The following is a 24,858-nucleotide window of genomic DNA, read 5'->3' on the forward strand; positions in this document are numbered from 1 at the left end:
GAATTAATGTTGACAGGGTTTCGGTCGCGCGCCACAGTCGTCGCCGTGACGCCGGAAGCCCCCTGTCGCAGTGCGGCCCGGGTCACGTCCTCCTGCTTCCCAACCCTCGGGAGAGGCAAGTGACTTCACATCCGCAGGTCCGCACACCCGCGGCTTCGAGACGGACGCGCCGCGCCACCGTCGTCGCCATCGCGACCGTGCTGGCGGCGACCGCCGCCCCGGTGGCCACGGCGCGGACCGGTGTCGACCAGGGCGCACCCGACTACTACGACAGCGGTCTCGCGCCGACGCCGTACATGGGCTGGAACACGTACTACGGTCTGGGCGCGCCCACCGAACAGCAAGTGCGCAGTGTCGCGGACAGGCTGGTCAACAGCGGTCTGCGGGACGCCGGTTACGACATCGTGTGGCTTGACGGCGGCTGGCAGGCCGACAACCCGCGGGACGCCACAGGGCGGTTGGTCGCCAATCCGGACCGATTCCCGTCCGGCATCCCCGCGCTGGTCTCCTACCTCCACCAGCGCGGCCTGAAGGCGGGCATCTACACCGACGCCGGCACCTACGACGGCGGCAAGAGCTGCGGGCTCGGCAGCAGGGGCCACTACGACGCGGACGCGCGGCAGTTCGCCGGCTGGAAGATCGACGCGGTCAAGGTCGACTTCCTGTGCGGGATCGGTGCCAAGCTCGATCCGGGCCCGGCGTTCAAGGAGTTCAGCGACGCGGTGGCCAAGTCCGGCCGCAAGATGCTGCTGAACCTCTGCAACCCGCTCACCGACGACTGGGGCCTGCCGCACACACCCGAGCAGGACGCGCACAACACGTACGTCTACGCCCCGACGATCGCCGACTCCTGGCGCACCGGCACGGACATCGCCTGGGGCACCCCGAGCCCCGGTCAGTGGCCCAACGTGCTGCGCAACATGGACGCGAACGCCTGGCACCCCGAGGCGCAGGGACCCGGGCACTACAACGACCCGGACTACCTCATCCCGATGCGTCAAATGGCCGACGGAACCCCGGAGTTGACCCAGGAGGAGTCCACCACGCAGTACGTGATGTGGGCCGAGATGAGCTCGCCGCTCGTCCTGGGTTCCGACCCGCGCACCCTGTCGGACTCGATGCTCGCCACCCTGCGCAACCCGGAGATCATCGCCGTCGACCAGGACCCGCTGGCGATCCAGGGCGTGCGCGTGGCCTCGGACCCGGTCGGCGACGTGTACAGCAAGGTGCTGGAAGGGCACGGGCGGCGCGCGGTCGTCCTGCTCAACCGGTCCGACCAACCCGCCCTGCGCACCGTGCAGTTCGCGGATGCCGGGCTCGGCGGACCGGTTCAGGTCCGGGATCTGCGGGCACGGGCCTCCCGGGGCACGCATACGGGCTCGTACACCGTCGAGGTCCCCGCGCACGGCACCGCGTTCCTGGAGTTGACCGGGGCGGACGCCCTGCCCGGTACGAGTCTGGGCGCGAAGGCCACGGCAAGCCCGGCCGTCGTCCGCGACGGCGACACGCTCACGACGTTCCTGCGGGGACCGCACGGCTCACTCGCTCAACAGGCCGACGGCGGGACCAGGGACCTCGGCGGCCCCACGAAGGGCGGGATTCTCGGCCAGCCCGCCGCGTACGCCTCGGCCGGCGGCCGGATCGACGTCTTCGTGCGTGGCGCCGACTCCCGGGTGTACCGGCGGGTCCACGTCGGCGGTCACTGGGGTGCGTGGCAGAGTCTGGGCGGCCGGGTGACCGACGCGCCGACGGTGGCGTTCACCGATCCCGGGCACTGGACGCTGTTCGCCTCGGGTGCCGACGGGCAGGTCGCGCAGCGCGGTCCGTCGTCCGGATGGTCCTCGCTCGGCGCGCCCGGTGGCCGGTCGGTGTACGGGCGGCCGTCCGCCGTCGTGGACGCTCAGGGGCGGGTGCAGGTCGCCGTACGCACTGCGGCCGACGACGTGTGGACGCGGTCCCGGGAGACGTCGGGGGAGTGGTCGCCGTGGGCGTCGATCGGCGGCACCGTCAGCGGGAGTCCGACGCTGGTCGCCGTAGGGGACGCCGTGGTGCTGTACGCGCGGGCCGCCGACTACACGCTCTGGCAGCAGCGGTACGAGAACGGTGCCTGGCAGGGCTGGACCAAGCAACTGGCGTTCCCCAGCGCCGCGTTCGACGGTGCGCTCGGGGCGGTGGCCGGGCCGGACGGAGCGGTCGACGCGGTGTTCCGCGGAGTCGACGGCTACGTTCACCGGACCCAGTTCAAATAAATTAGTAATTATTCTTGACGTGGTGGGGACGCCACGTGAATCTTGGATCCGCGCGGGATCCACAGGGAGCCATCCATGACGAACCACCAGCCAGACCGACGCCGGTTCCTCGCCGGACTCGGCGCCGCGGGGACGGCGGCACTGCTCAGCGGCTGTGTCACCTCGACCTCCTCCGGCAAGAGTTCCTCGAAGGGCGCGGTGACCCTCCAGTCCAACCTCTCCGCCCCGCAGGCCAAGGCCGCGATGGAGGACCTCGTCGCCGCCTACGCCAAGAAGGGCTCCGAGCGTGCGAGCCTCAACACGGTCGCCGCGGAGACCTTCCGCACCCAGCTGCCGACGTACCTCACCTCGGGCAACCCGCCGGACGTGTACACCTGGTACCCCGGCTCGGTGGCGGACGCCTACGCCAAGAAGAACCTGCTGCTCGACCTCGACGAGGCGTGGACCTCGTCGCCCGACCTCAAGCGGTATTCCAAGGCGCTCAACTCGCTGTGCACGTCGTCGAGTTCGGGCAAGAAGGTCTTCGTGCCCACCACCTACTACTGGTGGGGCATGTTCTACCGGAAGTCCAATTTCGCCAAGTGGGGCGTGAGCGAGCCCAAGAGCTGGGACGAGTTCCTCGGCCTGTGCGACAAGCTCAAGAGCAAGGGCGTCACCCCGATCGGGCTGGGCGCCGGCGGCGGCACGGCCTGGGTGGCCTCGGCGTGGTTCGACTACCTCGACATCCGCATCAACGGAGCCCAGTACCACCGCGAACTCCTCGCCGGTAAACACCGGTTCGACGACCCCGAGGTGCGCAAGGTCTTCGACCGCTGGCAGGAGGTGCTGCCGTACTTCGACCCGAACGGCGCCGCCGTCGCCTTCCAGGACGCCACGACCTCGCTGCTCAACGGCCGTAGCGGCATGATGCTCATCGGCACCTTCTTCGCCGACGCGGCGCCGAAGAACGCCCTCGACGACATCGACTTCTTCCGCTTCCCGGTCATCGACGCCAAGGTCCCGCTCGCCGAAGAGGCGCCCACTGATGGCTACTTCGCCAGCGCCCGTACAGGCCGTCACGACCAGGTGATCGACCTGATGAAGTACCTCGCGACCGCCGAGGCCCAGGAGATCTACATCAAGGGTTCCTCCGGCACCGTCCTGCCCTGCAACCCCGCCGCGAAGGACGCCGGAACGGCCCTGGTCAAGAAGGGCCGCAAGCACGTGGAGGCGGCGGCCGAGGTCACCCAGTTCTTCAACCGGGACTCCAGCGACGCCCTCCAGCCCACCGCGGACAACGCGTTGACCAAGTTCCTGGCCAAGCCCAAGTCGGTCGGGAGCATCCTCACCGACTGGCAGCGCGACGCCGAGAAGATCTGGAACGCGTGACATGGCCGTCCTGACCGCGCCCGACCGGAAGTCCCCGACCCGAACGCCCGCCCAGGGCAAGCGGGTTCGGGGCCCCCGGCGCACGCCCCCGCTGGTGCTCGCCTTCGTCCTCGTCCCACTCCTCGTCGAAGCGGTATGGGTGTTCTGGCCCGCCGCGCAGGGCTTCTACCTCGCCCTGACCAAATGGGACGGTGTCTCCCCACCGCAGTTCGTCGGCCTGGGCAACTTCCGGGAGATGGCCCACGACGACGTCTTCCGCAGCGCGGCCGGCCACACCGTCCTCTGGCTCGTCCTCTTCGGCGGCCTGTCCGCCCTGCTCGGCCTCGCCGCCGCACTCCTCCTCCAACAGGAGCGGAGAGGCGTCGGCTTCTACCGCGCGGCGCTGTTCCTGCCCGTCGTCTTCTCCCTGGTCGCCACCGCCCTCGTCTGGCAGGCGATCTACCAGCCCGACGGCGTCCTCAACCAACTCCTGCAGTCCGTAGGCCTGGGCAGCCTCCGCCACGCCTGGCTCGCCGACCAGGACACCGCCCTCTACGCGGTGATCGTGCCCGCGCTCTGGCGCCAGATCGGCTACGTCATGGTCCTCTACCTGGCCGGCCTCAAGGGCATCGACCCCGTCCTGTACGAGGCCGCCAAGGTCGACGGCGCCAGCGCCTGGCAGCGCCTGAGGCACGTCACCCTGCCCCAGCTCCGCAGCGTCAACGCGGTCGTTCTGTCGGTCATCGTCATCGACTCACTGCGCTCCTTCGACGTCGTGTGGTCACTGACCCGCGGCGGCCCCTACCACTCGTCAGAGCTGCTGAGCACCTACATGTACTCAACCGCCTTCCAGTCCCTACGACTTGGCTACGGCTCCGCACTCGCCGTCGTCATCTTCGTGCTGGCCTTCGGCGTCATCTGCTCCTACCTCGTCCGCGCGTTCCGGGAGGCCGACTGATGTCCGCCAACTCCACGGCCCTGCGCCGCAAGCGCGCCGCGACCGCCGGATTCCACCTGGGCGCAGGCGCGTTGGCGATCCTGTGGCTGCTGCCCATCGCCCTGGTCCTGGTGACCAGCCTGCGCTCCTTCGACGACATCGCCACCCACGGCCTGGGCAGTTGGCCGCACTCCTTCACCCTCGGCAACTTCCATCAGGCCTGGGTCGAAGGCGGCCAGCAGCGCGCCCTCATCAACAGTCTGATCGTCACTATTCCCTGCGTCCTGATCACGTTGGCCCTCGCCGCGATGGCCGCGTTCGCCCTCAGCCGCTACGAACTCCCCTTCCGCCGCTCCCTGTTGCTCCTCATGCTCGGCGGCAACCTGCTTCCGCCGCAGATCCTGCTCATCCCGGTGTCCAAGCTCAGCGAGGTGATGGGCGTCTTCGACACCCTGCCCGCACTCATCGGTGTGCAGATCGGCTTCGGCGTCGGCTTCTACGTCTTCGTCCTGCACGGATTCATGCGGTCGATCCCGACGGAGATCCAACAGGCGGCGGTCGTCGACGGCGCAGGCCCCTGGCAGATCTTCTGGCGGATCATCCTCCCGCTGACCCGCCCCGCCCTGGCCGCGCTCAGCGCCCTGTCCTTCACCTGGATCTTCAACGACCTGCTCTGGGCGATCACCGTGCTGCGCAGCGACACCAAGATGCCGATCACCGCGGCCCTCATCGGACTTCAGGGTCAGTTCGTGTCGATGTGGAACGTCATCGCGGCCGGTTCCGTCATCGCCGCCGCACCCACGGTCGCCGTGTTCCTGCGCTTCCAGCGGCACTTCGTGGCCGGCCTCAACCTCGGGGCGGTCAAGTGACGTACCAGCGCTGGACCTTGCGCACGGAGAACACCAGCTACACCGTGCGCCTGTCTCCGGACGGCCCCTGGGCCGAACTCGACGCATGGGGGCCACTCGGCGTCGAGGACGGTCCCTCCGCCCTTGACTGGTCGAGGCGCACGCACTTCATCACGCCCGCCGACGCGGCCCCGGCCGAGTATCTGCCTTACGGGCTACGGCCGTTCACCGGATCGGAGCTGGTGGCGTCGCGTCCGGACGGCGACGACCGGGGCGTGTGGTGGGAGTTCGCCGGGGCGGAAGCGGACGAGGGTGCGCTACGACTCGCCTTCCACGACGAGCAGTTGGGCCTCCGAACCGTCCTTCACTACGAGACCGTCCCGGGCACGGACGTGATCCTCCGCTGGACAGAGATCACCGCCACGCAGGCACTGCGCCTGGAGCGGCTCGACTCGGCCGCCGTGAACATTCCCGTCACCGGCGTCGCCCACCTGACGTACCTCACGGGCCAGTGGTCGCAGGAGTTCCAGCGCACCCAACTTGACCTGCCCAGAGGTACGTTCACCATCGGCAGCCTCCAGGGCGTACCCGGACACGCGTACGCACCCTGGCTCGCGGTGCAGGACGGCGAGTCGCCGGCCGCGTACGGCATCGCCCTCGCCTGGCCCGGCAACTGGCACATCACCGCGGAGGCCGAACCCGGCGGTGCCCTGCGGGTACGGGCGGGCCGAGTCCCGCACGAGGGAGCGGTACTGCTCGCACCCGGCGAAACCCTCGCCACGCCTCAACTCGCCTGCGCCTTCAGCCCGGAGGGCCTCGACGGACTCTCCCGCGTCTGGCACCGCTACGAACGACACCTCTCCGGCGAGCGCCTGCACCGCCCCCGCAAAGTCCTCTACAACTCCTGGGAAGCCACCGGCTTCGACGTCGACGCGGCAGGGCAACTGGAGCTGGCGAAGACCGCCGCCGACATCGGGGCCGAGCTGTTCGTCGTGGACGACGGCTGGTTCACCGGGCGCGGCGACGACACCGGGGGACTCGGCGACTGGTGGCCGGACCCGGCGGCCTTCCCGCAGGGTTTCGATCAATTCGTGTCGGACGTAAGGGCGTTGGGCCTGGACGTGGGCCTGTGGATCGAGCCCGAGGCCGTCAGCCCGGGGAGTCGTCTGTACGCCGAACACCCCGAGTGGGTCTACCGGGTCGAGGGCCGTCCCGGCCGACTCGTCCGCAACGAGCTCCTCCTCGACCTCGGCCGGACCGACGTCCAGGACTTCGTGATCGGGACGCTCGACCGGCTGCTCGGCGCCTACGAGATCAGCTATCTCAAGTGGGACATGAACCGTCCGCCCACCGAGCGAGGCCGTCCCGGTGCAGGCCGCGTCGATCTCGACGCCGAGCATGTCGCCGGATACCTGCGCGTTCTCGACCACCTGCGTTCCGCCCACCCCGACGTCACCGTCGAGGGCTGCGCGGGTGGCGGCGGGCGGATCGAGCACGCGACGATCGCGCGCACTGACGTGGTCTGGCCGAGCGACAACACCGCACCGCTGGACCGGCTCTCCATCCAATATGGGTTCCTGCACGCGCACGCCCCGCACGTCATGAGCTCCTGGGTCACCGACGCGCCCGGCGTCTTCGACCCGCGCCCGCGCAGTCTCGCTTTCCGTTTCGTCAACGCCATGTGCGGAGTGCTGGGCGTCGGCGCCGACCTGCGCGCCTGGACGCCGGAGCAGCGGGCCGAGGCCGCCCAGTGGATCGCCCGGTACAAGGAGGTGCGGGACGTGATCCACCATGGTGAGGCACGGCTCCTCGGTACGCCGGAGGAGCCGAGCTGCGGGGTGCAGTTCGACGCCGGGGACCGTACGGTCGTCGCCGCGCTTAGCACCGGGCGTCTCGACGGGGCCCCGCTCATGCCGGGTCGGGCGGACCGGCTCCGGCTGCGGAGACTCGAACCGGCGGCGCACTACCGGGACACGGCGAGCGGGACGACGTACAGCGGAGCGCATCTGCTGCACTACGGTCTGCCGTTCGCCTGGAGCGCCGATCATGATGCCGACCTGGTCGTGCTCGTGCGCGAGTGAGCCCCTTATGTTTCCAGCAAGCCCTTGCTCGTGAAAGACGCGCAGGACCCGAAGGTCGCGAAGGAGTCGAACCTCGATGGACCAGTCCGTACGCCGGCACGGCGCCCGTTTCACCGGACGCACGGCCGTGGTCACCGGTGCCGCCTCCGGCATCGGAGCCGCCACGGCCGTGCGCCTCGCCGAGGAGGGAGCCGCCGTCGTGCTCGCCGACATCGCCGAGGAGCGGGGCGAGGCGGTGGCGGAGCGGATCGGCAAGGACGGCGGGCGGGCCCGGTTCGTGGCCGCCGATGTCGCGGTCGAGGACGACTGGGCGCGGATCGTCGGCGCCGCGCACGCCTTCGGGCCCGTCGACGTCCTCGTCAGCAACGCCTTCACCGTCGACGTCACACCCGCCCACGAGATGACCCTGCCGTCCTGGCAGCGGCAGCTCGACGTCAATCTGACCGGCAGCTTCCTCGGCTTCCGGGCGGTCCTGCCCGATCTGGCGGAGCGGCGGGGCGCGGTGGTGCTGACCTCGTCCGTGCACGCCCACAAGGGCATACCCGGGCACCCCGCCTACGCCGCCGCCAAGGGCGCCCTGCTCTCCCTGTGCAGTCAACTCGCCGTCGAATACGGGCCTGTTGTGCGCGTCAACGCCGTCCTGCCGGGACCGATACTGACCGCCGCCTGGGACAGAGTGCCGCCCGAGGAACGGGAACGCAGCATCGCCGAGACGGCCGTACGCCGCTTCGGCACGCCCGAGGAAGTGGCCGCGGCCATCGCGTTCCTCAGCGCCGACGAAGCCTCCTTCATCACCGGGACGAGTCTCGTGGTGGACGGCGGCTGGAGCGTCGTCAAGGCCTCCGCATGACCACGCTCCCCAACCAGCAGAAAGGCTGTACGACATGACGCCCTATGCCCGTCGAGGTGTGCACGGCCAGACCGTGGAACTCCTCGCCCGCCGCATCCTGGGCGGTGAGATCCCCGAGGGGGCCACGCTGGATCTCGTGGCGCTGCAGAGCGAGTTGGACGTGAGTCTGACCGCGCTGCGCGAGTCGCTCAAGGTGCTCGCCGCCAAGGGGATGGTCGACGCCCGCCAGCGGCGCGGCACGTTCGTGCAGCCCCGCGCCGAGTGGAACCTGCTCGACGCCGACGTGCTGCGCTGGCAGTTCGAGGGTGCCTCCACCACCGAGTCCGACCGGGCTCTGCTGCACAACCTCGCCGAAGTGCGCGCCATCATCGAACCCGCCGCCGTACGCCTGGCCGCCCAGCGCCGCACCGGCGCGGACCTGGCCGCCCTGGACGGTGCCCTCGACGCGATGGGGGAGCGGGGCGCCGACGCCGCCCACGCCGTCGAGGCCGACCTCGCCTTCCACCGTGCCCTGCTCGCCGCCACCCACAACGAACTCCTCGAACGCATGGAGATGGTGATCGAGTCCGGCCTGGCACACCGCGACCGCATCGTGCACAGCGCCCCGCACAGCGAGGACCCGGTCCCGGCCCACCGCGCCGTACTGGACGCCGTACGCGAGAAGGACCCGCGGGCCGCTGAGGCCGCGATGCGCGCCCTGCTCGACCAGGCCGGCCGCGACCTGGACCGCCTCGGCGACTCCGAAGAAACGGAAGGCTCCCGGTCTCAGTGAAGATCACCCGTGTCGAGACCTTCCTGGTCCCGCCCCGCTGGCTGTTCTGCCGTGTCGAGACCGACGAGGGCGTGGTCGGCTGGGGTGAACCGGTCGTCGAAGGGCGCGCCGAGGTCGTGCGCGCCGCCGTCGACGTCCTGGCCGAACACCTCGTCGGCCAGGACCCGTTGCGCATCCAGGACCACTGGCAGGTCATGTCCAAGGGCGGCTTCTACCGGGGCGGCCCGATCCTCTCCAGCGCCGTCGCCGGCCTCGACCAGGCCCTGTGGGACATCGCCGGGAAGACGTACGGCGCTCCCGTGCACGCCCTGCTCGGCGGTCCCGTGCGCGACCGCGTCCGGGTCTACGCCTGGGTCGGCGGCGACGAACCCGCCCAGCTGAGCGAGCAGATAGCAGCCCAGGTCGAGGCCGGTTTCACCGCGGTGAAGATGAACGCCGCCGGAGCCACCTCACCGATCCCCACCCCCGCCGAGACCGCCGCGATCGTCGCCCGCGTGGCCGCCGCCCGCGAGGCACTCGGCCCCGACCGCGATGTCGCCGTCGACTTCCACGGCCGTTTCACCGCCGCCGGCGCCCGTCGCGTCCTCGCCGAACTCGCCCCGCTGCACCCGCTGTTCGTCGAGGAACCCGTCCTGCCCGAGCACGGCCATCAACTGGCCGGCCTGGTCGAGTCGAGCCCGGTACCGCTCGCCACCGGTGAACGCCTTTACGGACGCGCCGAGTTCCTGCCCGCGCTCGCCGCGGGCATCGCCGTCGCCCAACCCGACCTGTCCCACGCCGGTGGCATCTCCGAGGTCCACCGCATCGCCTCCCTCGCGGAGGCCTACGGCGCCCAGCTCGCCCCGCACTGCCCGCTCGGCCCGATCGCGTTGGCGGCCAGTCTGCAGGTCGCGTTCGCCACCCCCAACTTCCTCATCCAGGAACAGAGCCGGGGCATCCACTACAACAAGGACGCCGACCTGCTCTCCTACCTCGTCGACCCCGCGCCGTTCCGGTTCGTCGACGGCCACGCCGTGCGCGGCGACGCTCCCGGCCTCGGCATCACGATCGACGAGGCCGCCGTACGCGCCGCCGACCGCACCGGTCACGCCTGGCGCAACCCCGTGTGGCGGCACCCCGACGGCTCCTTCGCGGAGTGGTGACCGTGCCGCTGGACATCGTCACCGACCTTGCCCACGGCGGGCGTTGGACCTCGCTGCGCACAACAGGAACGGGACGCGAATGGCTGTGGCGGCGTGCCGCGCCCGAGCGGGACAACGTTTCCCCCGGCGACACTTTCGTGGACGCGGGGGGACTGGAGGAGTGCGTCCCCACAGTCCGGGGCACCCCCGACCACGGAGACGCCTGGTCGCGGTCCTGGACGCGGGAGGCTGGGGCGGATGTTCTTCGCTGCGACCGCTTCACCTTGGCGCGCACGGTGCGCGGCACCACCGACGGTGCCGAGGCCCACTACGTCCTGACGGCCGACGCGGGCTTCCGCTTCGTATGGGCCGCCCATACTCTGCTCGACCTCTCCGACGGTGCGGTGCTGCACATCCGCGACGGAGCGCGCACCCGGCTCTTCCCCGAGTCGGCGCCGCTGGTGGACCTGTTGTGGCCGGACGGCGCCAGATGGGTGGAAGGCACCTGGCCCACACCGTGCGGACTGCGCCTGGACAGGTTCGGCCCGGACGACGGCACCGCCGTAGGAGCGGTCGTGGACGCTTCTCACTGCTGCGTGCACGATCGGGCCGAGCGGCTCTCACTCGCCCTCGAAGCCGACGGGCAGCCCGTGTCCATCGCCCTGTGGCGCAACCTGGGCGGCTTTCCGGCCCCGCGCCCCTACCGCAGCACCGGCGTCGAACCGATGCTCGGCCGCGTCTTCGACCTCGCCGAGGCGGGCCCCGGTGACGCCGCCAGGGTGCCCGAATCGGGCGAAGTACGGTGGCGGCTGACCCTGACCACGAACTGCCGTTGCGCCTGAACCGACCTGTAGGGGAAGGGAATTCGTCACATGGATCTTCGAGACACGGATCTTCCAGGCATGGATCTTCGAGCGGCCCTGGCCGCCCATCGCCTGATCGCGATCGTCCGCGGCACCGACCCTGAGGCCGCCGTGCGCACCGTACTGACCCTCGCCGAGGAGGGCGTCGAACTGATCGAGGTGTCCCTGACCGGTGCGGACGCCCTGTCCGTCATCGAGCGGGCACGCAAGGAACTCGGTCCTGACCGGCCCCTCGGCGCCGGTACGGTCCTGACCGCCGACGACGCCCGCGCCGCCCGGCGGGCCGGTGCGAACTTCGCCGTCACCCCCGCACTCGGGGACGGGATCCGCGAGGCCCATCGGCTCGGACTGCCGGTACTGGCAGGGGTGTTGACCCCTACCGAGATCGTCGCCGCACGCCCCTTCGGCGCCGCCGCGCTGAAGATCTTCCCGGCCGCCGAGGCCGGCGGTCCCGCCTATCTGAAGGCTTTGCGCGGACCGTTCCCGCACGAGGTGTTCGTGCCGGTGGGCGGTGTCGACGAGGTGGCCGCCCGGGAGTATCTGGACGCCGGAGCGACCGCCGTCGGAGTCGGCTCGCCCCTGGTCGGCGACGCGGCCGACGGCGGCAGCCTGACCGCGCTGCGCGCCCGGGCCCGGGCTCTGCTCGCCGTCGTACAGATGAATTCGCTTGCGGGGGAGGCGTCGTGAAGAACGGGTGGCGGTCGGCCGAAGGCGCGGTCGTCTGTATAGGAGAGACCATGGCGGCCCTGGCCCCCGCTCCGTCCGCGTCGCTGGAGAGCGCCGACGATCTGCGGGTGTCGGTGGCCGGGGCGGAGTCGAACGTGGCCATGTATCTGGCGGACCTGGGGGTTCCCGTCTCGTGGCTCTCGGCCGTGGGGGACGACGCGTTGGGGCGGCGGGTGCGGGCCGAGGTGGGCGCGGCGGGTGTCGATGTCAGTGGTGTGCGGTGCGATCCGGAGCGGCCCACGGGTCTGCTCGTGAAGGAGCCGACCGGTTCGCGGACCCGCGTCCACTACTACCGCGGCAATTCGGCGGCCTCGGCGATGGGCCCCGACGTACTCGACGACGACAGGCTGAGATCGGCCTCCGTCGTCCATCTCACGGGCGTGACCCCGGCGTTGTCCCCGTCCTGCCGGAGCCTGGTGGCGCAGGCGCTCACCGTCCCGGCCGGTGCGCGTCCGTACGCCATCAGCTTCGACGTCAACCACCGCCCCGCGCTGTGGCCGCCCGGCACGGCCGCCACCGTGCTGCGCGACCTGGCCGACCGGGCCGACATCACCTTCGTCGGCCTCGACGAGGCGCGGGAACTCTGGGACGCGGACCTCGAACCGGCCGACGTACGGGCGCTGTTGCCGCACCCGCGCCTCCTCGTCGTCAAGGACGGCGGCCACTCCGCCATCGCCTTCAGCGACGAAGGTGTACGGATCGTGCCCGCTCTGGACACGGACGTGGTGGAACCCGTCGGCGCGGGCGACGCGTTCGCCGCCGGAGTCCTGGCCGGCCTGCTGCGCGGCGTGGGCATGGAACGTGCGCTGCGGCTGGGACACATCACGGCCGCGTCGGCCCTGAAGGTGACGGCCGATCACGGCCCGTTGCCGGACAGCGCCCGGATCGAGCGGCTCCTTGGGCTGCCGACGAACGAGTGGGCGGCAGGAGTCGGCGGCCGGCTCTGACAGTGCGTTTCGTTCCGGCGATGCCGTGCTCTGGCGGCGTCAGCCGACGACCGGGCGGACCAGCGCTGCCCGCGTACGCGACACGAGTTCCGGACGGTCGGCACAGGACAGAATGATGCCCTGCGTGCTGTTCGCGAACTGCGCGGCGAGTTCCACCGCGATCCGCTCCCCTTCGGCGGCGGCCCCGTCACCGGCCCGGTCAAGGCGCTCGATCAGCCCGGTGGGAACGCACCCGTCCGGAAGTTCACGCCGGAGGAGCTCCGCCTCGGCGAGGGAGCGCAACGGGTGCACGGTGGCGAGCACCGGTACATCGCCGTCGATGACATCGAGCAACGTATCCAGGGCGTGCTGCGTGTAGACCGGGCTCGTGACGATGAAATGCGCTCCGGCAGCGATCTTGCGGCGGGTCCGGGTGCGGGCCGCGGCCGAGAGTACGGGTGCCGCTCTGATCCGGACCCCGATGTCGAAGTTCGTAGTCCCTTCCAGCCGCAGGCCGTAGCGGTCCGTGCCCTCGTTGAGTCCACGCAGGAGTTCGATGAGCCCCACGGCGTCGACCGCCCACCGGCCTCCGGTTCGGGCGGCACGATCACCGTGGGTATCGGTGGGAACATCTTCGACATACCGATGCGCGTGGCGGACGCGAAGGGCTACTTCGCCCAGCAGGGCCTGAAGGTCAAGTTCGTGACACTGACCGCCGCGACCGACACCTCGGCACTCCAGTCCGGCTCGGTGCAGTTCCTCAACGACAGCCCTACCGACTTCCTGTCCGCCGTCGGCAAGCATCTCCCGGAGACCGCGATCTCCACCGATGGCGGCGGCAACCCGCTGGGGCTGATCGTCAGCACCAAGTTCGCCAAAGGACAACCACGCCGGGGCTCATCCTCCGTGGGACAGTTCTCCCCCTCGGTCAAGGGAAAGGCACCGCGTCGACGGCACCCGTCCCACGAGAATTGGGCGTGGCGTCAGTGGCGTTGGGGGTGGGCGACACCGACGGCCGGTTCGCGGGCCCGACCGGCGTCTCCCGGACCTCGTGCAGCGCCACGAACAGGACGCCGATCACCGCGGCGGCCACGACGAGCAACGCCAGGGCGCTGCGGCGGACGGGACGGATGGCGGGGAGCCGGAACAACCTGGCCTGCCCGGTCGGCGGGGCGGCGGGGCGCAGCGCGTGCAGGTCGACGGCGTCGGCCCGGGCCCGCAGGGCGTCACGCAGGCGTTGTTCGAGGGGATCCGGAGGGAGGCCGGAACCGAGGTCCTGTTCGATCATCGGGACGCCTCCGGGGTCACGCGTGGCTTCATCGGGACGCCTCCAGCTCTCGGCGCAGGGCGGCCAGTGCCCGGCTCGCGGTGGATTTGACCGCCCCGCGGGACAGGCTCAGGGTGTCGGCGATCTGGGCCTCGCTGAGGTGGGACCAGTACCGCAGGACCAGCACTTCACGTTGCCGCCGGGTCAGCCGGTGCAGGGCCGCGATCACTTCTCCGTGCTCCTCGCGCAGCAGCACGGGTTCCTCGGCCGACGGGGCGTGCCCTTCGCGTTCGGGGACGTGGGCCCGTACCGTACGGCGGCGGCGCAGGACCGAGCGCGAGGTGTTGACCACGCTGGTCCGCAGATACGCGTCGGGGTTGTCGAGGCCGCTCAGCCGCTCGCCGTGACGGCGGTAGAGCGCCGCGAAGACGTCCTGCACGACGTCCTCCGCCGTGGGGAGGTCGTCCACCAGGAGCAGGGCCAGGCGGACGAGAGCCAGGCGGCGGTGGGTGTAGAGCTCGTCGATGCCGGGTGCGCGGAGGTCGGTGTGGACGGCCGGTGAGTCCGGGATCGCCGGGATGTCCTCGCGCCGTTGCGACACTCCGCGCACCAGGTGCCGCAGCACCCGTCGCAGCGCGTCCGACCAGGTACGAGCCGGGAAACGTAGGGGTCTGTACCTGCCCGTCGGTACACCGTAGGCCGGGGTCGTCACCGCGTTCATGGATCTCCAGGACAGCAAGGTCTTCGTACACGCGCCCGGAGTCACCGGACGGACGGTGGGGCCGCCGGGCAGGTACCCGGCGGCTCCACCTCGGCGCGGGCCGCCGAATGGCCCGTGGCCGATCAGCGGCGCTCGGCCGCGTGCGCCTGCTCCGTCACCGCTTGGCGGGAGCGGGCTTGGCGTCCCTGGCGGGGTGGTCCGGGGTGGTGTCCTTCCCGCCGGGCACGGCGTCGACCGGAGTGCCCTTGCTCGGGTCCGGGTCCGTGCAGTCGCCGCCGGGCACCGCGTCGACCGGGTCCTCGCCGATGGTCGTGTACGACACCTGGTTGCCCTTGACGGTGTTGTCGTTCCCGCTCGGCACCGCGTCGGCCGGCTCCGGCTCCGGGCACAGGTCGAGGGGCGTCCCCTGGACGGGCACCGGCTTGGGTTCCGGCGCGGAGTTGTCGGCGTGGGCGGTGAACGAGCCACCGATGGCGAGCGCGGCGGCGGCGCCGGTGACGCCCAGGGCGATCCGCACCCGGCCCGCGCGGAGGCTGCGGCGGACGGTCTGACTTGCAGACATGTGATTCCTCGAATCGTCGATCGGGAGTGGTCTGTCGGGCCGCCGCCACAGGTGGCTTCCCGTGGCGAATGCCCTGGCTCGGAGGCGCCTCCACCCGGACAGACGTTCCGACGGCAGCGAGGTTGCAGGTCGGAAGAATCTTTTCTACGGGGAGTGCGCGACGGCGCTCACATGTCCAGGACGATGTCCGTGCCGGGCCGGGAGCAGCAGATCAGGATCTCGCCGTCGGCCGGTGGCTCCAGCGGGTCGGGGGAGTAGGTGATCGTGCCGGACAGCAGGGGCGTGACGCAGGTGTGGCACACGCCGGTGCGGCAGCTCCAGCGGGTGGGTACGTCGCAGGCGTCGGCGAGTTCGAGCACACTGCGGTTGTTGTCGTCGAAGGGGACGGCGATGCCGCTGCGGGCGAAGGTCACCAGCGGGCCGGTTCCGGGCGGGCCAGGGGGCTGGTGGGGTGTTCGGGCGGCTTGACCGGTGAGGCCGGGGTTGATGGCGCCCAGGGTTCCGAACAGCTCGGTGTGGATGTGCGCGGGGTCGATGCCGGCCTCCGCGAGGGCCTGCCGCATGTCGGTCATGAAGGGGGCGGGGCCGCAGATGTAGGCGGTCGCGTCGGCCGGGACGGACAGCGCGGTCAGCTTGTCCTTGGTGAGGCGTCCCGGGGCTGCGTGGGCGCGCTGCCGTTCCTCGGGTGTGGCCGCGCTGTAGAACACGTGCTCGTGCGCGTCCGGCAGCGAGGCGAGCAGGTCGTGTGCCTCGGCTGCAAGGGGGTGTTCCCGGGGGCCGCGGGCACCGTGGATCCACCAGACCTCACGCTTGCTGCCCTGCGCGGCGAGCTCGTGCAGCATGGACAGCACCGGCGTGAGGCCGATGCCGGCGGAGACGAGGAGCACCGGTCCGCTGTCCTCGGCGTACACGAACTCCCCACGGGGCGCGGCGACTTCGAGGACGGCGCCGGGCCGTAGCCGCGTGGTCAGGTAGCCGCTCGCGGTGCCGTGGGGCTCGTGTTTGACGCTGATCCGGTAACTGCCGGCGTCGGGCGCGGCGGACAGGGAGTAGCTGCGCACCGGGGCGGGGCCGGCCGTAGTGGGAATGCGCAGGGTCAGGTACTGGCCCGCGCGGGCGGCCGGGAGGGGGGAGCCGTCCGGGGCGGTCAGCCGGATCGAGGTGACCGCCGTGCTCTCGGGGACCACGTCCGTCACCCGCAGCGCGCGGAAACCGGCCCAGGCCGGACGGGCGGCGGGCTCCGCACCGTCGGCGGCGGCGAGCAGTTCACGGAACGACCCCTGCCAGCCGGGACTCAGCGCGGGCACGTCCAGGGCGAGGCGCAGCTTGGCGGGGTCGCGGCCGGGGAGATAGAGCAGCGCGTCGGTGTCGGCCACGCTCAGCTCGCCCGGACCGGTCCGGGTCCGTACGATACGGTCGCCGGCCTGCACCCGCCCCTCCCGCACGACCCGCATGTAGAACCCGGGGCGGTGATGGCTCACCAGCAGGGCTGCCAGCTCGGGTTCGCCGAAGCGCATGCCGACGCGGTAGCAGGTGACGCGCGGCTGGGTGACCTCGAACTCGGCCTCGCCGATGCGGTACCGGTCGCCGATGCACACCTCGTCGTCGAGCAGGCCGTCCACGGTGAGGTTCTCGCCGAACTGGCCGTAGCCGAGGTCGTCGCGGCCGAAGTGCCGCTGCCAGTGCCGGTACGACTGGATCTGGTAGACGAGCACGGCCCGCTGCTCACCGCCGTGGCCCGCGGTGTCGCCCTGGCCGTCGCCGTCGATGTTGAGCCGGCGGACCATCGCCGGGCCGACCACCGGGTACTTCCACACACCGGTGTGGACGGTCTTGCCCTGCCAGGGAACGTCCTTCGGCATGCCGACATTCACCGACAGCAGGGTGGGCATCGGAGCGCTCCTTCCCACGGGGACGACCGGGTACGGTCGCGCCGGTCGAGGCCCCGAGACGGCAGTCGTCTCCTCCCATACTGAGGGTGCGGTCGCCGCCGTGCGAGACCGCACCCTCTCCGTATCGGCCTAGTTCGGTGCCGTGATCCGGAGCCTGATCGTGCGGGATTCCGGGCGCAGCGCGAACTCGGGCCATACATCCGGACCGCAGGCCCGAGAGCCGAGCCCGTGCTGGGCGGCGTCGACGATCAGACGGCTCGTCGTCGATTCCGGCAGCTCGAAGGGGTGTCCGGCCTTGGCGATCTCCTGCGGGGTGTGCCGGCTGAGCGTGAAGCCGGGACGGCGTCCGTGCGTGTCGGGGAGGGCCACGATGCGCAGCACTTCGGTGTCGCCGCTGGTCAGGGCCAGTCGGCGCAGTTCGGAGCGGTGACCGGTCTCCTGGGGGCGCGCGTAGTCGACCGAGAGGTCGCGGACGGTCGCGGAGAAACGGCCGGTGCGGGCCGCGCGCACGCTGTCCGGGTAGGACTCCAGCGGGCCGAGGCCGAACCACTCGGCGCCGTCGACGGGAGCCGCGTCGTCGGGCAGGTCGAAACGCACCCCGATCCGCGGCCACACCGTCTGCCAGCCGTGCGAGGGCTGGATCTCCACCCGCAGTTCCACCTCCCCGTCGGCCTCCCGCGACCAGACGGACTCCATCAGCACCGACAGGCCCGAGTCGGCGGCCGAGACCTTGTCGACCGTGCGCAGCGCGCCCGCGCTCTGCTCCACGGACACCCGGCGCGAGGTCAGCCGGTCGAGCCCGTCGCGACGCCACAGCTCGGCGTTGGAGACCCCGACGACGCTGGCATCGCTCTCGTCGACTTCGTGCCCCGCGGCTTCGTCGTTGTCGGTCGGAGCGCGGAACAGCTCCAACCGGGGCCCCGCTACGGCGCGTTCGCCCAGCCTGACGAGAGACCCGCCGACGAACTCGGCGACGCCGAGCGTGAGTGTCCCGTCGCCGGACTGCCAGTCGAACCGGGCACCGCCACCGGGCACAGGACGGCGAACTGAGCGGTCCAGCTGGGCAGTTGCGACGACATGGCCCTCGGGTGCCCAAGGGGTTCCGGTCGCCAACTCCGCGTCGATCGTCAGCCAGGTCTCGGCGTCCGGCGACACCGGGACCGACGGCAGCGACACCCGGCCCGAGTCGCCCGCCGCGACGAACGGGACCTCCAACTCCCCTGAATCCGCGGGCACTCCGTCGTGCTCGACCCGCCAGCGGAAGCGCAGGTCGGACGTGTCGGTCGTATGCCGGAGGTTGGTGATCGCGACCTTGTCGCCGTCGAAGGCGAAGTGCACCGGCGCCACGACGGCCTTGAACTCGTGGAGGCTCGGCGTCGGCACGTCGTCGCTCAACACCATGCCGTCCATGACGAAGTTGCCGTCATGGATGACCTCCCCGAAGTCGCCCCCGTACGCGTAGTACGGCGTCCCGTCCGGGGTCGTGGTCAGGATGCCGTGGTCTCGCCACTCCCAGACGAACCCGCCGTGCAGGCGCGGATGTTGGTGCGCCAGAGCCTCGTACTGGTCGAACGCGCCCGGCCCGTTGCCCATCGCGTGCGCGTACTCGCACAGCAGGAACGGCCTGGTGCGCTGCCGGGCGCCCTGCGCGGGCGTGCAGTTGAGCAGCGGGGCGCGTGAACCGTCGGTGCCGATCTGCTCGGTCTCCAGCACGGACGCGTACATGCGCGAGTAGACGTCGGTGTACTCGCCGGTGTAGTCGCCCTCGTAGTGGACGGGACGTTCGGCGTCGCGGGCGTGCACCCACGCCGACATGGCGGCGAGGTTGCTGCCGGTGCCCGCCTCGTTGCCGAGCGACCAGATCACGATGCTGGGATGGTTCTTGTCCCGCTCCACCGTGCGCTCGATCCGGTCGAGGTACGCCTCGCGCCAGGCCGGGTCGTCACTGGGATTGCCGACCCAGTCGACCTTGCCGAAGCCGTGCGTCTCCAGATCGCATTCGAGGATCACCCAGAACCCGAGCTCGTCGGCGAGGTCGAGCAGCCGGGGATGCGGCGGGTAGTGGCTGGTGCGGATCGCGTTCACGTTGAACCGCTTCATGAGAGCCAGGTCCTCGCGGGCGTGCGCCTCGTCGAAGACACGGCCGCGCTCCGGGTGGGTCTCGTGCCGGTTCACCCCGTGGAACACGACCCGGCGCCCGTTGACCAGGAACTGGTCCCCGCGGATCTCGACCGTGCGGAAACCCACCCGCAGGGCGACGGTCTCCGCGGCCGACGACACCGTGGCGTCGTACAGGCGAGGCAGCTCGGCAGACCAGGGCTCCACGTCGGCGATGTCGACGGGGGCCACGTCGTCCGGCGTCGCCCAGATCTGTTCGACGCCGAGTTCGGGGATGCGCAGGGTGACCGGGAACGCCGTAGCGGAGGCGGTGACTTCAGCCTCGACCCGCCCGTGCCCGTTGTCGAAACCGGTCCGCAGCCAGACGTCCTCGATGCCCCCGGCCGGACGGGCGGTCAGGGTCACATCGCGGAAGATGCCCGGCAGCCACCACTGGTCCTGGTCCTCGACATAACTGGCCGCCGACCACTGGTGCACCCGCACGGCGACGACGTTCTCACCAGGGCGTACGGCCGACGTCACATCGAATTCGTGGGCGAGCCGGCTGCCGCTCGCGCCGCCGATCCAGACGCCGTTGACCCACACGCGGAACAGCGACTCGACACCGTCGAAGCGCAGCACGACACGCTCGGCGTCCGACCAGTCGGCGGGGACGTCGAAGGTGCGGCGGTAGTCGCCGGTGGGGTTCTCGTCCGGGACGTACGGCGGGTCGATCGGGAACGGGAACTGGATGTTCGTGTAGATCGGGCGCCCGTACGCTCCATCGCCCTCCAGCACCCAGTGGGAGGGCACGGGGATGCTGTCCCAGGAGTTGTCGTCGAAGCCGTCGGCCGCGAAGTCCTCCACCGCCGACGCCGTAGGAGACAGGTGGAAACGCCAGGACCCGTTCAGGGAGAGGGACGGCGCGTCGGAGTGGAGCCACGAGCGCGCCGGGCGCAGGGCGCCATGTCCGGGTGCGAGGTCGAATACAGGGGGGGAGGACTCGGGAAGCAAGAGGTCACAACGCTTTCGTGAGAGCAGAACGGGTGCATTGCATTCGATCATGGAGGCCTACCGGAGCACGACGGTGCGGATCTCCCAGGGGCCGAGGGCGAGTTCGAGCTCGTCCTGGACCTGGGTGCGGGAGATCGGCCGGCCCAGCAGATCGACGGTGACGGCCTCGGCGAACGTCCCCGTCACGCGGACCGTCGACGCGGTGTCGCGCATCGCGGTCAGCCGCACCTCGGTGCCGGACCCGTGTTCGTCTTCGGTGACACGACGGACGGCCGAGACGAGGACGTCCGTGCCGTCGACCCTCAACCCGGCTGTGTCGGACGGCAGTTGACGCCCTGCGGGTGCGGTCCCGCGGGTGACCAGGACGTCGCCCCGGAACTCCTCGGCGAGAGCGACCGCGTGCGCACCGCGCCAGCCGGTCGCCGACGGGACGACGGCGAACCGGTTCTCGATCCGCATCCCGAGGTCCTGCGCACCGGGTACGGGGATCTCGCTCGCCGCCGGTTCATCGCGCAGGGGGTGGATGTTGACGCTGATCGAGCCGATCGCGCGCAGCAGCGTGACGGCGAGTTCGGAGCCGTCGCCGACGAGTTCGTACTCGCTGGAGTGGTCGAGCAGGACGTTGGCGGCACCGGCCGACACGAACGAACCGGCCGGGAAGGTCGGCAGCGGATACTCGCCCCAGCCGCCCTCGGCGGTCAATCCGCGCTCGGTGACGGCGAATTGACCGGCAGACGCGGACGCGGTCACCGGTTCGGGCAGCGGCACGTGGAAGCGCAGCCGGTGGTCGGCGGACTGGTTGAGGAAGGACGTGGAGACCCGCACGAACGGCTCGCCTACGCGCACCTCCACCAGCGTCTCCACCGGCGTCGGCACGGTCCGTTCGCCGCGCACATCGCGGTCGGCGGAGAGCGCGGCCGGCCACTCGTAGACACGGGTGACCCGCAGCCGTGCGCGCAGCGGGCCGTTCTCGACGAGCTCGACGGCGATCTCCGCCGGCTCCGACACGAGGACGTCGTGCGCCGGGGGAGCGTAGTTGTAGCTGTCGCCCCGGTCACCGCCGTCGACGAGACGGCCGACGCCGTACAGCACGGTGCCGTCGGCCCCGGTGAGGTCCAGGGTGCCGTCGGCGGCGACCGCGACCTCGACCAGACCGTTGGAGAGGGTGCGGTCCGTCGCCGTAGCAGGCGTATGCGACGGTACGGCGACGGAGGCGTGGTCGCTCGGCTCGACCCGGAAGGACGCCAGCCCGGAGGCGGGCACGCTCACTGGTGCGAGTGCGGTGGCTCGGGCCTCCTCCAGCGTCAACACCCGCCACTCACCCGGATGTTCGGCCGCCGCCGCGGCGACCTCGCGGCGCAGGATCAGCAGGTCGAACGGTCCGGCGGTCGGCACCTCGGCGAGGTGGAACACCAGGGCGCCGGGGGTTAGTTCGTAGTGGTCGATCTGGCGGCCGAAGAGTTCGCGGCGGTGGATACGGCGCAGGACGCGTTCGAGCTGCGAGGCGTCCATGCGCTCGTCGCTGAGGACGGTCGGGGCCTCGGAGATCAGTTGTACGGGAGCTGTCGAGCCGTCGGCGGCGGTCGCGATCAGCACGGTGCCCTCGGGCGGGGCCACGACGTCCACCTCCACCAGGACCGAGCGGTCGAACGGCAGCGGGTTGGCGACCAAGTAGCCGTCGCTCGGCACCAGTTCGGCGGGCTCGGCGAGCGCCGCGTCCCGTACCGCACGGGCTGTCTGCGCGGCTTCGGCGAGGCGGGCGGCGACCTGGTCGCAGGTCTCGTCGGTGCCGGAGCCGACGACCGAGTCGTGCGCGGTCGACTCGATGATCTTGTGCCAGGCGAGTTCGAGGAACGGCGAGTCGTCGCGCCGGGACCAGAGGGCGTTCATGCGCTCGGCATGGTCGATCGTGCGCTCCGCCACGGCCATCCGCTGCTTGAGCCCGAGCCGCACCGACAGCACGCCCGGGAGGATGTTGCCGCGCACATGGCTGCGCAGCTCACCGGTGACGACGGCGGACACCTCGTCACGGACGTGCTTGCGGAGATACTCGTCGAGGGTGGCGATGGTGATCGCGCGGCCCTCGACGGCGGCTTGCCGTAGCCAGGAGGCGAGTTGGGGGTCGGGCGCGTTGTGGTCGGTACCGGCCATCGCCAACACCGGGTCGCCGCCCCATCGTTCGGCCGTCATCTCGGCGTAGTCGCCGAGCGCGCGGCCGACCCGGTCGGGTACCAGCAGGACGTCGAGGCCGTTGTCGTAGCCGTCGAAGAGGAACTCGGTGCGGACCTCGGAGCCGTCCGGCGCACGCCAGTTGAAGGCGTGGCCGTCGACGGATCCGGGCACTCCGCGCCACAGCGCCGCGTGCTCGATGCCGGCGCGCGCCAGGATCTGCGGCATCTGCGCGACGTGGCCGAACATGTCCGGCAGATAGCCGATCGGCATCGCGCCACCCAGCTCGGCCGCGGCGGCCCAACCCATCCGCAGATTACGGACGATGGTCTCGCCGGAGCAGAGGAACTCGTCGAGCAGGATCAGCCACGGCCCGACCGCGAGCCGGCCCTCGCCGACCAGGGCCGCGACACGAGCGCGGTTCTCCGGCCGCATCTCCAAGTAGTCCTCGATCGCGGCCATTTGACCGTCGACGGTGAACCGGAAGTCCGGGTCCGTCTCCGCCGTCTCCAGCACGGTGTCGAGGGCGGCGACGAGCCGGTGCCGGAACACCTGGAAGGGCTCGTACCACTCCCGGTCCCAGTGGAAATGGGGCACGAAGACAGCGGAGTCGGTCATGGCGGGAGACACCTTCTGTGCGGGGACGGTCACTTGAGGGAACCGGCGGCGAGTCCGGTGCGCCAGAACCGCTGGAGCAGGATGAACACGATGATCACGGGCACGATCGACACCAACGAGCCGGTGATCACGGATTCTTGGAGGAGCGGGGCGCGGGCGGTCTGGCCGTTCCACTCGTACAGGCCGAGCGTGATCGGGAAGAGGGACTCCTTCTGCAGCATCACCATCGGCAGGAAGAAGTTGTTCCAGATGGCGACGAACTGGAACAGGAAGATGGTCACCAGCGACGGCGTCATCAGCTTGAACGCCACCGAGAAGAACGTGCGGAACTCACCGGCGCCGTCCAGCCGCGCCGACTCCAACAGCTCCTGCGGGACAGCGGCGTTGGCGAAGATCCGTGCGAGATAGACGCCGAACGGGCTGACGATGCTGGGCAGGAACACCGCGAAGTACGTGTTGACGATGCCTGTCGCCGAGAACAGCAGGAACAGCGGGAGCGCCAGCGCGGTGGTCGGAACGAGGACACCGCCGAGGATGACCGAGAACAGGAACTCCCGTCCCCGGAAACGGAACTTGGCGAGCGCGTAGCCGCACAGCGCGGAGATCAACGTTCCCACGACCGCGCCGAACACCGCGTAGATCACGGTGTTGACGATCCACTTGCCGAAGATGCCGTCGCTGCGGCTGAACAGGACACGCAGGTTCTCGAACAGGTTGAAGTGCGAGAACGTCAGTCCGTTGGTGGCGGCGAGGTCCCCCTGCGGCTTGGTGGCGGCGACGATCAGGAAGTAGATCGGCAGCAGGAAGTAGATCGCCAGGAGGAGCATCAGGGCCATGGCGGCCGTACGGCTGACCTGGCTCTCGCGGTTCACGGAACGCTTGCCCGCGGAAGGGTTGCTCATGGATCGGTTGTTCACAGGCCGGCCCTCTTCGACGTCAGTCGCATGAACCCGAAGCTCAGGACGAAGGTGATGACGGCGATGACGACGGAAATCGCCGCGGCCTGCTGGTAGTTGTTCCCGGAGGCCACCGCGTAGGCGAGCATGTTCGGCGTGAACGTGCTGGAGATGTTCGAGGAGATCTGCCGCAGCACGGCCGGCTCGGCGTAGAGCTGGAGGGTGCCGATGATCGAGAACACCGTGGTGAGGACGATCGACGGAGCGATGATCGGGACCTTGATCCGCCAGGCGATGGTCCAGTTGCCGGCGCCGTCGAGCTTGGCGGCCTCGTACAGCTCCTGCGGGATCGACTGCAGCGCCGAGAACATGATCAGCATGTTGTAGCCGGTCCACAGCCACGTCGAGATGTTCGCCGCCGACCACAGCACGGCACCCGGGCCGAGGAAGTCGGGTTTGAGCCCGATGTTGTTCAACAGGTCGACGACGGGGCTGAGTTGGGGCGAGTAGAGGTACGACCACATGATCGCGGCGATGACGCCGGGTACGGCGTACGGCATGAACGCGGTGATGCGGAAGACCGATTTGAGCCGCAGCAGGGGAGTGTCCAGCAACAGCGCGATGACCAGGGCGACGAACAGCATGACCGGCACCTGCACGATGCCGAACAGGCCGATGCGGCCGACGCTGGACCAGAACTCGGGGTTCTGGAAGACCTTCTCGTACTGGTCGAAGCCGCCGAAGGTGGTGTACGAGGTGCCGTACTGGCCGCCGGTGCGGCGGACGACGCGGACGCTCTGCCAGAGCGCGTAGCCGACCGGCACCAGGTAGAACAGCACGAACGGGAGGAAGAACGGGATCACGAACGCGAAGATGGTGCCCGCCCCGGCAGCGTCTACGGG

At 70.5% G+C, this 24,858-nt stretch carries 20 protein-coding genes and 1 pseudogene; 12 read left to right on the top strand and 9 right to left on the bottom strand.

What is annotated here, in order from left to right; all coding sequences use genetic code 11:
* The first annotated feature begins 119 nt into the window (after positions 1 to 119).
* The 11 genes from ACFWP5_RS33780 (at position 120) to ACFWP5_RS33830 (ending at position 12,741) form a co-directional block, all read left to right on the top strand.
* A complete protein-coding gene (locus ACFWP5_RS33780) occupies positions 120 to 2,249 on the top strand; it encodes a glycoside hydrolase family 27 protein (RefSeq protein ID WP_384165328.1) in 2,130 nt (709 codons plus the stop codon).
* Between the two features lie 75 nt (positions 2,250 to 2,324).
* Positions 2,325 to 3,617 (top strand): ABC transporter substrate-binding protein, encoded by a 1,293-nt coding sequence (locus ACFWP5_RS33785; RefSeq protein ID WP_384165331.1) that lies wholly within the window; start codon positions 2,325 to 2,327, stop codon positions 3,615 to 3,617.
* 1 nt (position 3,618) lies between these two features.
* Entirely contained in the window at positions 3,619 to 4,554 is a 936-nt protein-coding gene (locus ACFWP5_RS33790) for a carbohydrate ABC transporter permease (RefSeq protein WP_384165334.1), read from the top strand.
* Positions 4,554 to 5,402: a carbohydrate ABC transporter permease gene (locus ACFWP5_RS33795; protein ID WP_384165337.1), complete on the top strand. Its 849-nt coding sequence runs from the start codon at positions 4,554 to 4,556 to the stop codon at positions 5,400 to 5,402. The genes ACFWP5_RS33790 and ACFWP5_RS33795 overlap by 1 nt, the downstream gene beginning before the upstream one ends.
* Positions 5,399 to 7,462, top strand: a complete 2,064-nt coding sequence (locus ACFWP5_RS33800) for an alpha-galactosidase (RefSeq protein WP_384165340.1) — start codon at positions 5,399 to 5,401, stop codon at positions 7,460 to 7,462. The genes ACFWP5_RS33795 and ACFWP5_RS33800 overlap by 4 nt, the downstream gene beginning before the upstream one ends.
* Before the next feature lie 76 nt (positions 7,463 to 7,538).
* Positions 7,539 to 8,312: an SDR family NAD(P)-dependent oxidoreductase gene (locus ACFWP5_RS33805; RefSeq protein ID WP_384165343.1), complete on the top strand. Its 774-nt coding sequence runs from the start codon at positions 7,539 to 7,541 to the stop codon at positions 8,310 to 8,312.
* 34 nt (positions 8,313 to 8,346) lie between these two features.
* Positions 8,347 to 9,084, top strand: a complete 738-nt coding sequence (locus tag ACFWP5_RS33810) for a FadR/GntR family transcriptional regulator (protein ID WP_384165346.1) — start codon at positions 8,347 to 8,349, stop codon at positions 9,082 to 9,084.
* The gene (dgoD, locus tag ACFWP5_RS33815) at positions 9,081 to 10,226 is read left to right on the top strand and encodes a galactonate dehydratase (protein ID WP_384165349.1); all 1,146 of its coding nucleotides are present in this window, start codon (positions 9,081 to 9,083) and stop codon (positions 10,224 to 10,226) included. The genes ACFWP5_RS33810 and dgoD overlap by 4 nt, the downstream gene beginning before the upstream one ends.
* Positions 10,223 to 11,047 (top strand): hypothetical protein, encoded by an 825-nt coding sequence (locus ACFWP5_RS33820; protein ID WP_384165352.1) that lies wholly within the window; start codon positions 10,223 to 10,225, stop codon positions 11,045 to 11,047. The genes dgoD and ACFWP5_RS33820 overlap by 4 nt, the downstream gene beginning before the upstream one ends.
* Before the next feature lie 60 nt (positions 11,048 to 11,107).
* Complete coding sequence (locus ACFWP5_RS33825) at positions 11,108 to 11,755, top strand: bifunctional 4-hydroxy-2-oxoglutarate aldolase/2-dehydro-3-deoxy-phosphogluconate aldolase (RefSeq protein ID WP_384165355.1); 648 nt, start codon at positions 11,108 to 11,110, stop codon at positions 11,753 to 11,755.
* Positions 11,752 to 12,741 (top strand): sugar kinase, encoded by a 990-nt coding sequence (locus ACFWP5_RS33830; RefSeq protein ID WP_384165358.1) that lies wholly within the window; start codon positions 11,752 to 11,754, stop codon positions 12,739 to 12,741. Before ACFWP5_RS33825 ends, ACFWP5_RS33830 begins: the two co-directional genes overlap by 4 nt.
* A gap of 39 nt (positions 12,742 to 12,780) precedes the next feature.
* Here ACFWP5_RS33830 and ACFWP5_RS33835 read toward each other — a convergent pair whose 3' ends face one another.
* Positions 12,781 to 13,287 carry a hypothetical protein gene (locus tag ACFWP5_RS33835; protein ID WP_384165361.1) on the bottom strand — a complete coding sequence of 169 codons (507 nt, stop codon included), beginning with the start codon at positions 13,285 to 13,287 and terminating at the stop codon, positions 12,781 to 12,783.
* Between the two features lie 78 nt (positions 13,288 to 13,365).
* On the opposite strand from ACFWP5_RS33835, the pseudogene ACFWP5_RS33840 reads away from it, so the two are divergent.
* Positions 13,366 to 13,536, top strand: a pseudogene (locus ACFWP5_RS33840) (ABC transporter substrate-binding protein); the annotation flags it as partial.
* Between the two features lie 112 nt (positions 13,537 to 13,648).
* On the opposite strand, the gene ACFWP5_RS33845 reads toward ACFWP5_RS33840, so the two are convergent.
* The 8 genes from ACFWP5_RS33845 to ACFWP5_RS33880 form a co-directional block, all read right to left on the bottom strand.
* Positions 13,649 to 14,008 (bottom strand): hypothetical protein, encoded by a 360-nt coding sequence (locus ACFWP5_RS33845; protein WP_384165364.1) that lies wholly within the window; start codon positions 14,006 to 14,008, stop codon positions 13,649 to 13,651.
* A 28-nt stretch (positions 14,009 to 14,036) separates the two neighbouring features.
* A complete protein-coding gene (locus ACFWP5_RS33850; protein ID WP_384165367.1) occupies positions 14,037 to 14,708 on the bottom strand; it encodes a SigE family RNA polymerase sigma factor in 672 nt (223 codons plus the stop codon).
* Between the two features lie 154 nt (positions 14,709 to 14,862).
* Complete coding sequence (locus ACFWP5_RS33855) at positions 14,863 to 15,270, bottom strand: hypothetical protein (RefSeq protein ID WP_384165370.1); 408 nt, start codon at positions 15,268 to 15,270, stop codon at positions 14,863 to 14,865.
* Between the two features lie 167 nt (positions 15,271 to 15,437).
* Positions 15,438 to 17,162: an MOSC domain-containing protein gene (locus tag ACFWP5_RS33860; protein ID WP_384165373.1), complete on the bottom strand. Its 1,725-nt coding sequence runs from the start codon at positions 17,160 to 17,162 to the stop codon at positions 15,438 to 15,440.
* Between the two features lie 129 nt (positions 17,163 to 17,291).
* The gene (locus ACFWP5_RS33865) at positions 17,292 to 20,273 is read right to left on the bottom strand and encodes a glycoside hydrolase family 2 TIM barrel-domain containing protein (protein ID WP_384165376.1); all 2,982 of its coding nucleotides are present in this window, start codon (positions 20,271 to 20,273) and stop codon (positions 17,292 to 17,294) included.
* A gap of 57 nt (positions 20,274 to 20,330) precedes the next feature.
* The gene (locus tag ACFWP5_RS33870; RefSeq protein WP_384165378.1) at positions 20,331 to 23,060 is read right to left on the bottom strand and encodes a glycosyl hydrolase-related protein; all 2,730 of its coding nucleotides are present in this window, start codon (positions 23,058 to 23,060) and stop codon (positions 20,331 to 20,333) included.
* A 29-nt stretch (positions 23,061 to 23,089) separates the two neighbouring features.
* Positions 23,090 to 23,962, bottom strand: a complete 873-nt coding sequence (locus ACFWP5_RS33875) for a carbohydrate ABC transporter permease (RefSeq protein ID WP_384165381.1) — start codon at positions 23,960 to 23,962, stop codon at positions 23,090 to 23,092.
* Between the two features lie 11 nt (positions 23,963 to 23,973).
* A complete protein-coding gene (locus ACFWP5_RS33880; protein WP_384165387.1) occupies positions 23,974 to 24,831 on the bottom strand; it encodes a carbohydrate ABC transporter permease in 858 nt (285 codons plus the stop codon).
* Between the last annotated feature and the right edge of the window lie 27 nt (positions 24,832 to 24,858).

The organism is Streptomyces sp. NPDC058469 (assembly GCF_042721125.1).
Classification (GTDB): domain Bacteria; phylum Actinomycetota; class Actinomycetes; order Streptomycetales; family Streptomycetaceae; genus Streptomyces.

Bases quoted from the DNA above. Each gene is read 5' to 3' on its own strand.
- ACFWP5_RS33810 (WP_384165346.1), top strand. From the start codon at position 8,347: ATGACGCCCTATGCCCGTCGAGGTGTGCACGGCCAGACCGTGGAACTC.
- ACFWP5_RS33875 (WP_384165381.1), bottom strand. From the start codon at position 23,962: ATGAGCAACCCTTCCGCGGGCAAGCGTTCCGTGAACCGCGAGAGCCAG.
- ACFWP5_RS33860 (WP_384165373.1), bottom strand. From the start codon at position 17,162: ATGCCCACCCTGCTGTCGGTGAATGTCGGCATGCCGAAGGACGTTCCC.
- ACFWP5_RS33795 (WP_384165337.1), top strand. From the start codon at position 4,554: ATGTCCGCCAACTCCACGGCCCTGCGCCGCAAGCGCGCCGCGACCGCC.
- ACFWP5_RS33825 (WP_384165355.1), top strand. From the start codon at position 11,108: ATGGATCTTCGAGCGGCCCTGGCCGCCCATCGCCTGATCGCGATCGTC.
- ACFWP5_RS33855 (WP_384165370.1), bottom strand. From the start codon at position 15,270: ATGTCTGCAAGTCAGACCGTCCGCCGCAGCCTCCGCGCGGGCCGGGTG.
- ACFWP5_RS33845 (WP_384165364.1), bottom strand. From the start codon at position 14,008: ATGATCGAACAGGACCTCGGTTCCGGCCTCCCTCCGGATCCCCTCGAA.
- ACFWP5_RS33785 (WP_384165331.1), top strand. From the start codon at position 2,325: ATGACGAACCACCAGCCAGACCGACGCCGGTTCCTCGCCGGACTCGGC.
- ACFWP5_RS33850 (WP_384165367.1), bottom strand. From the start codon at position 14,708: ATGAACGCGGTGACGACCCCGGCCTACGGTGTACCGACGGGCAGGTAC.
- ACFWP5_RS33790 (WP_384165334.1), top strand. From the start codon at position 3,619: ATGGCCGTCCTGACCGCGCCCGACCGGAAGTCCCCGACCCGAACGCCC.
- ACFWP5_RS33870 (WP_384165378.1), bottom strand. From the start codon at position 23,060: ATGACCGACTCCGCTGTCTTCGTGCCCCATTTCCACTGGGACCGGGAG.
- ACFWP5_RS33805 (WP_384165343.1), top strand. From the start codon at position 7,539: ATGGACCAGTCCGTACGCCGGCACGGCGCCCGTTTCACCGGACGCACG.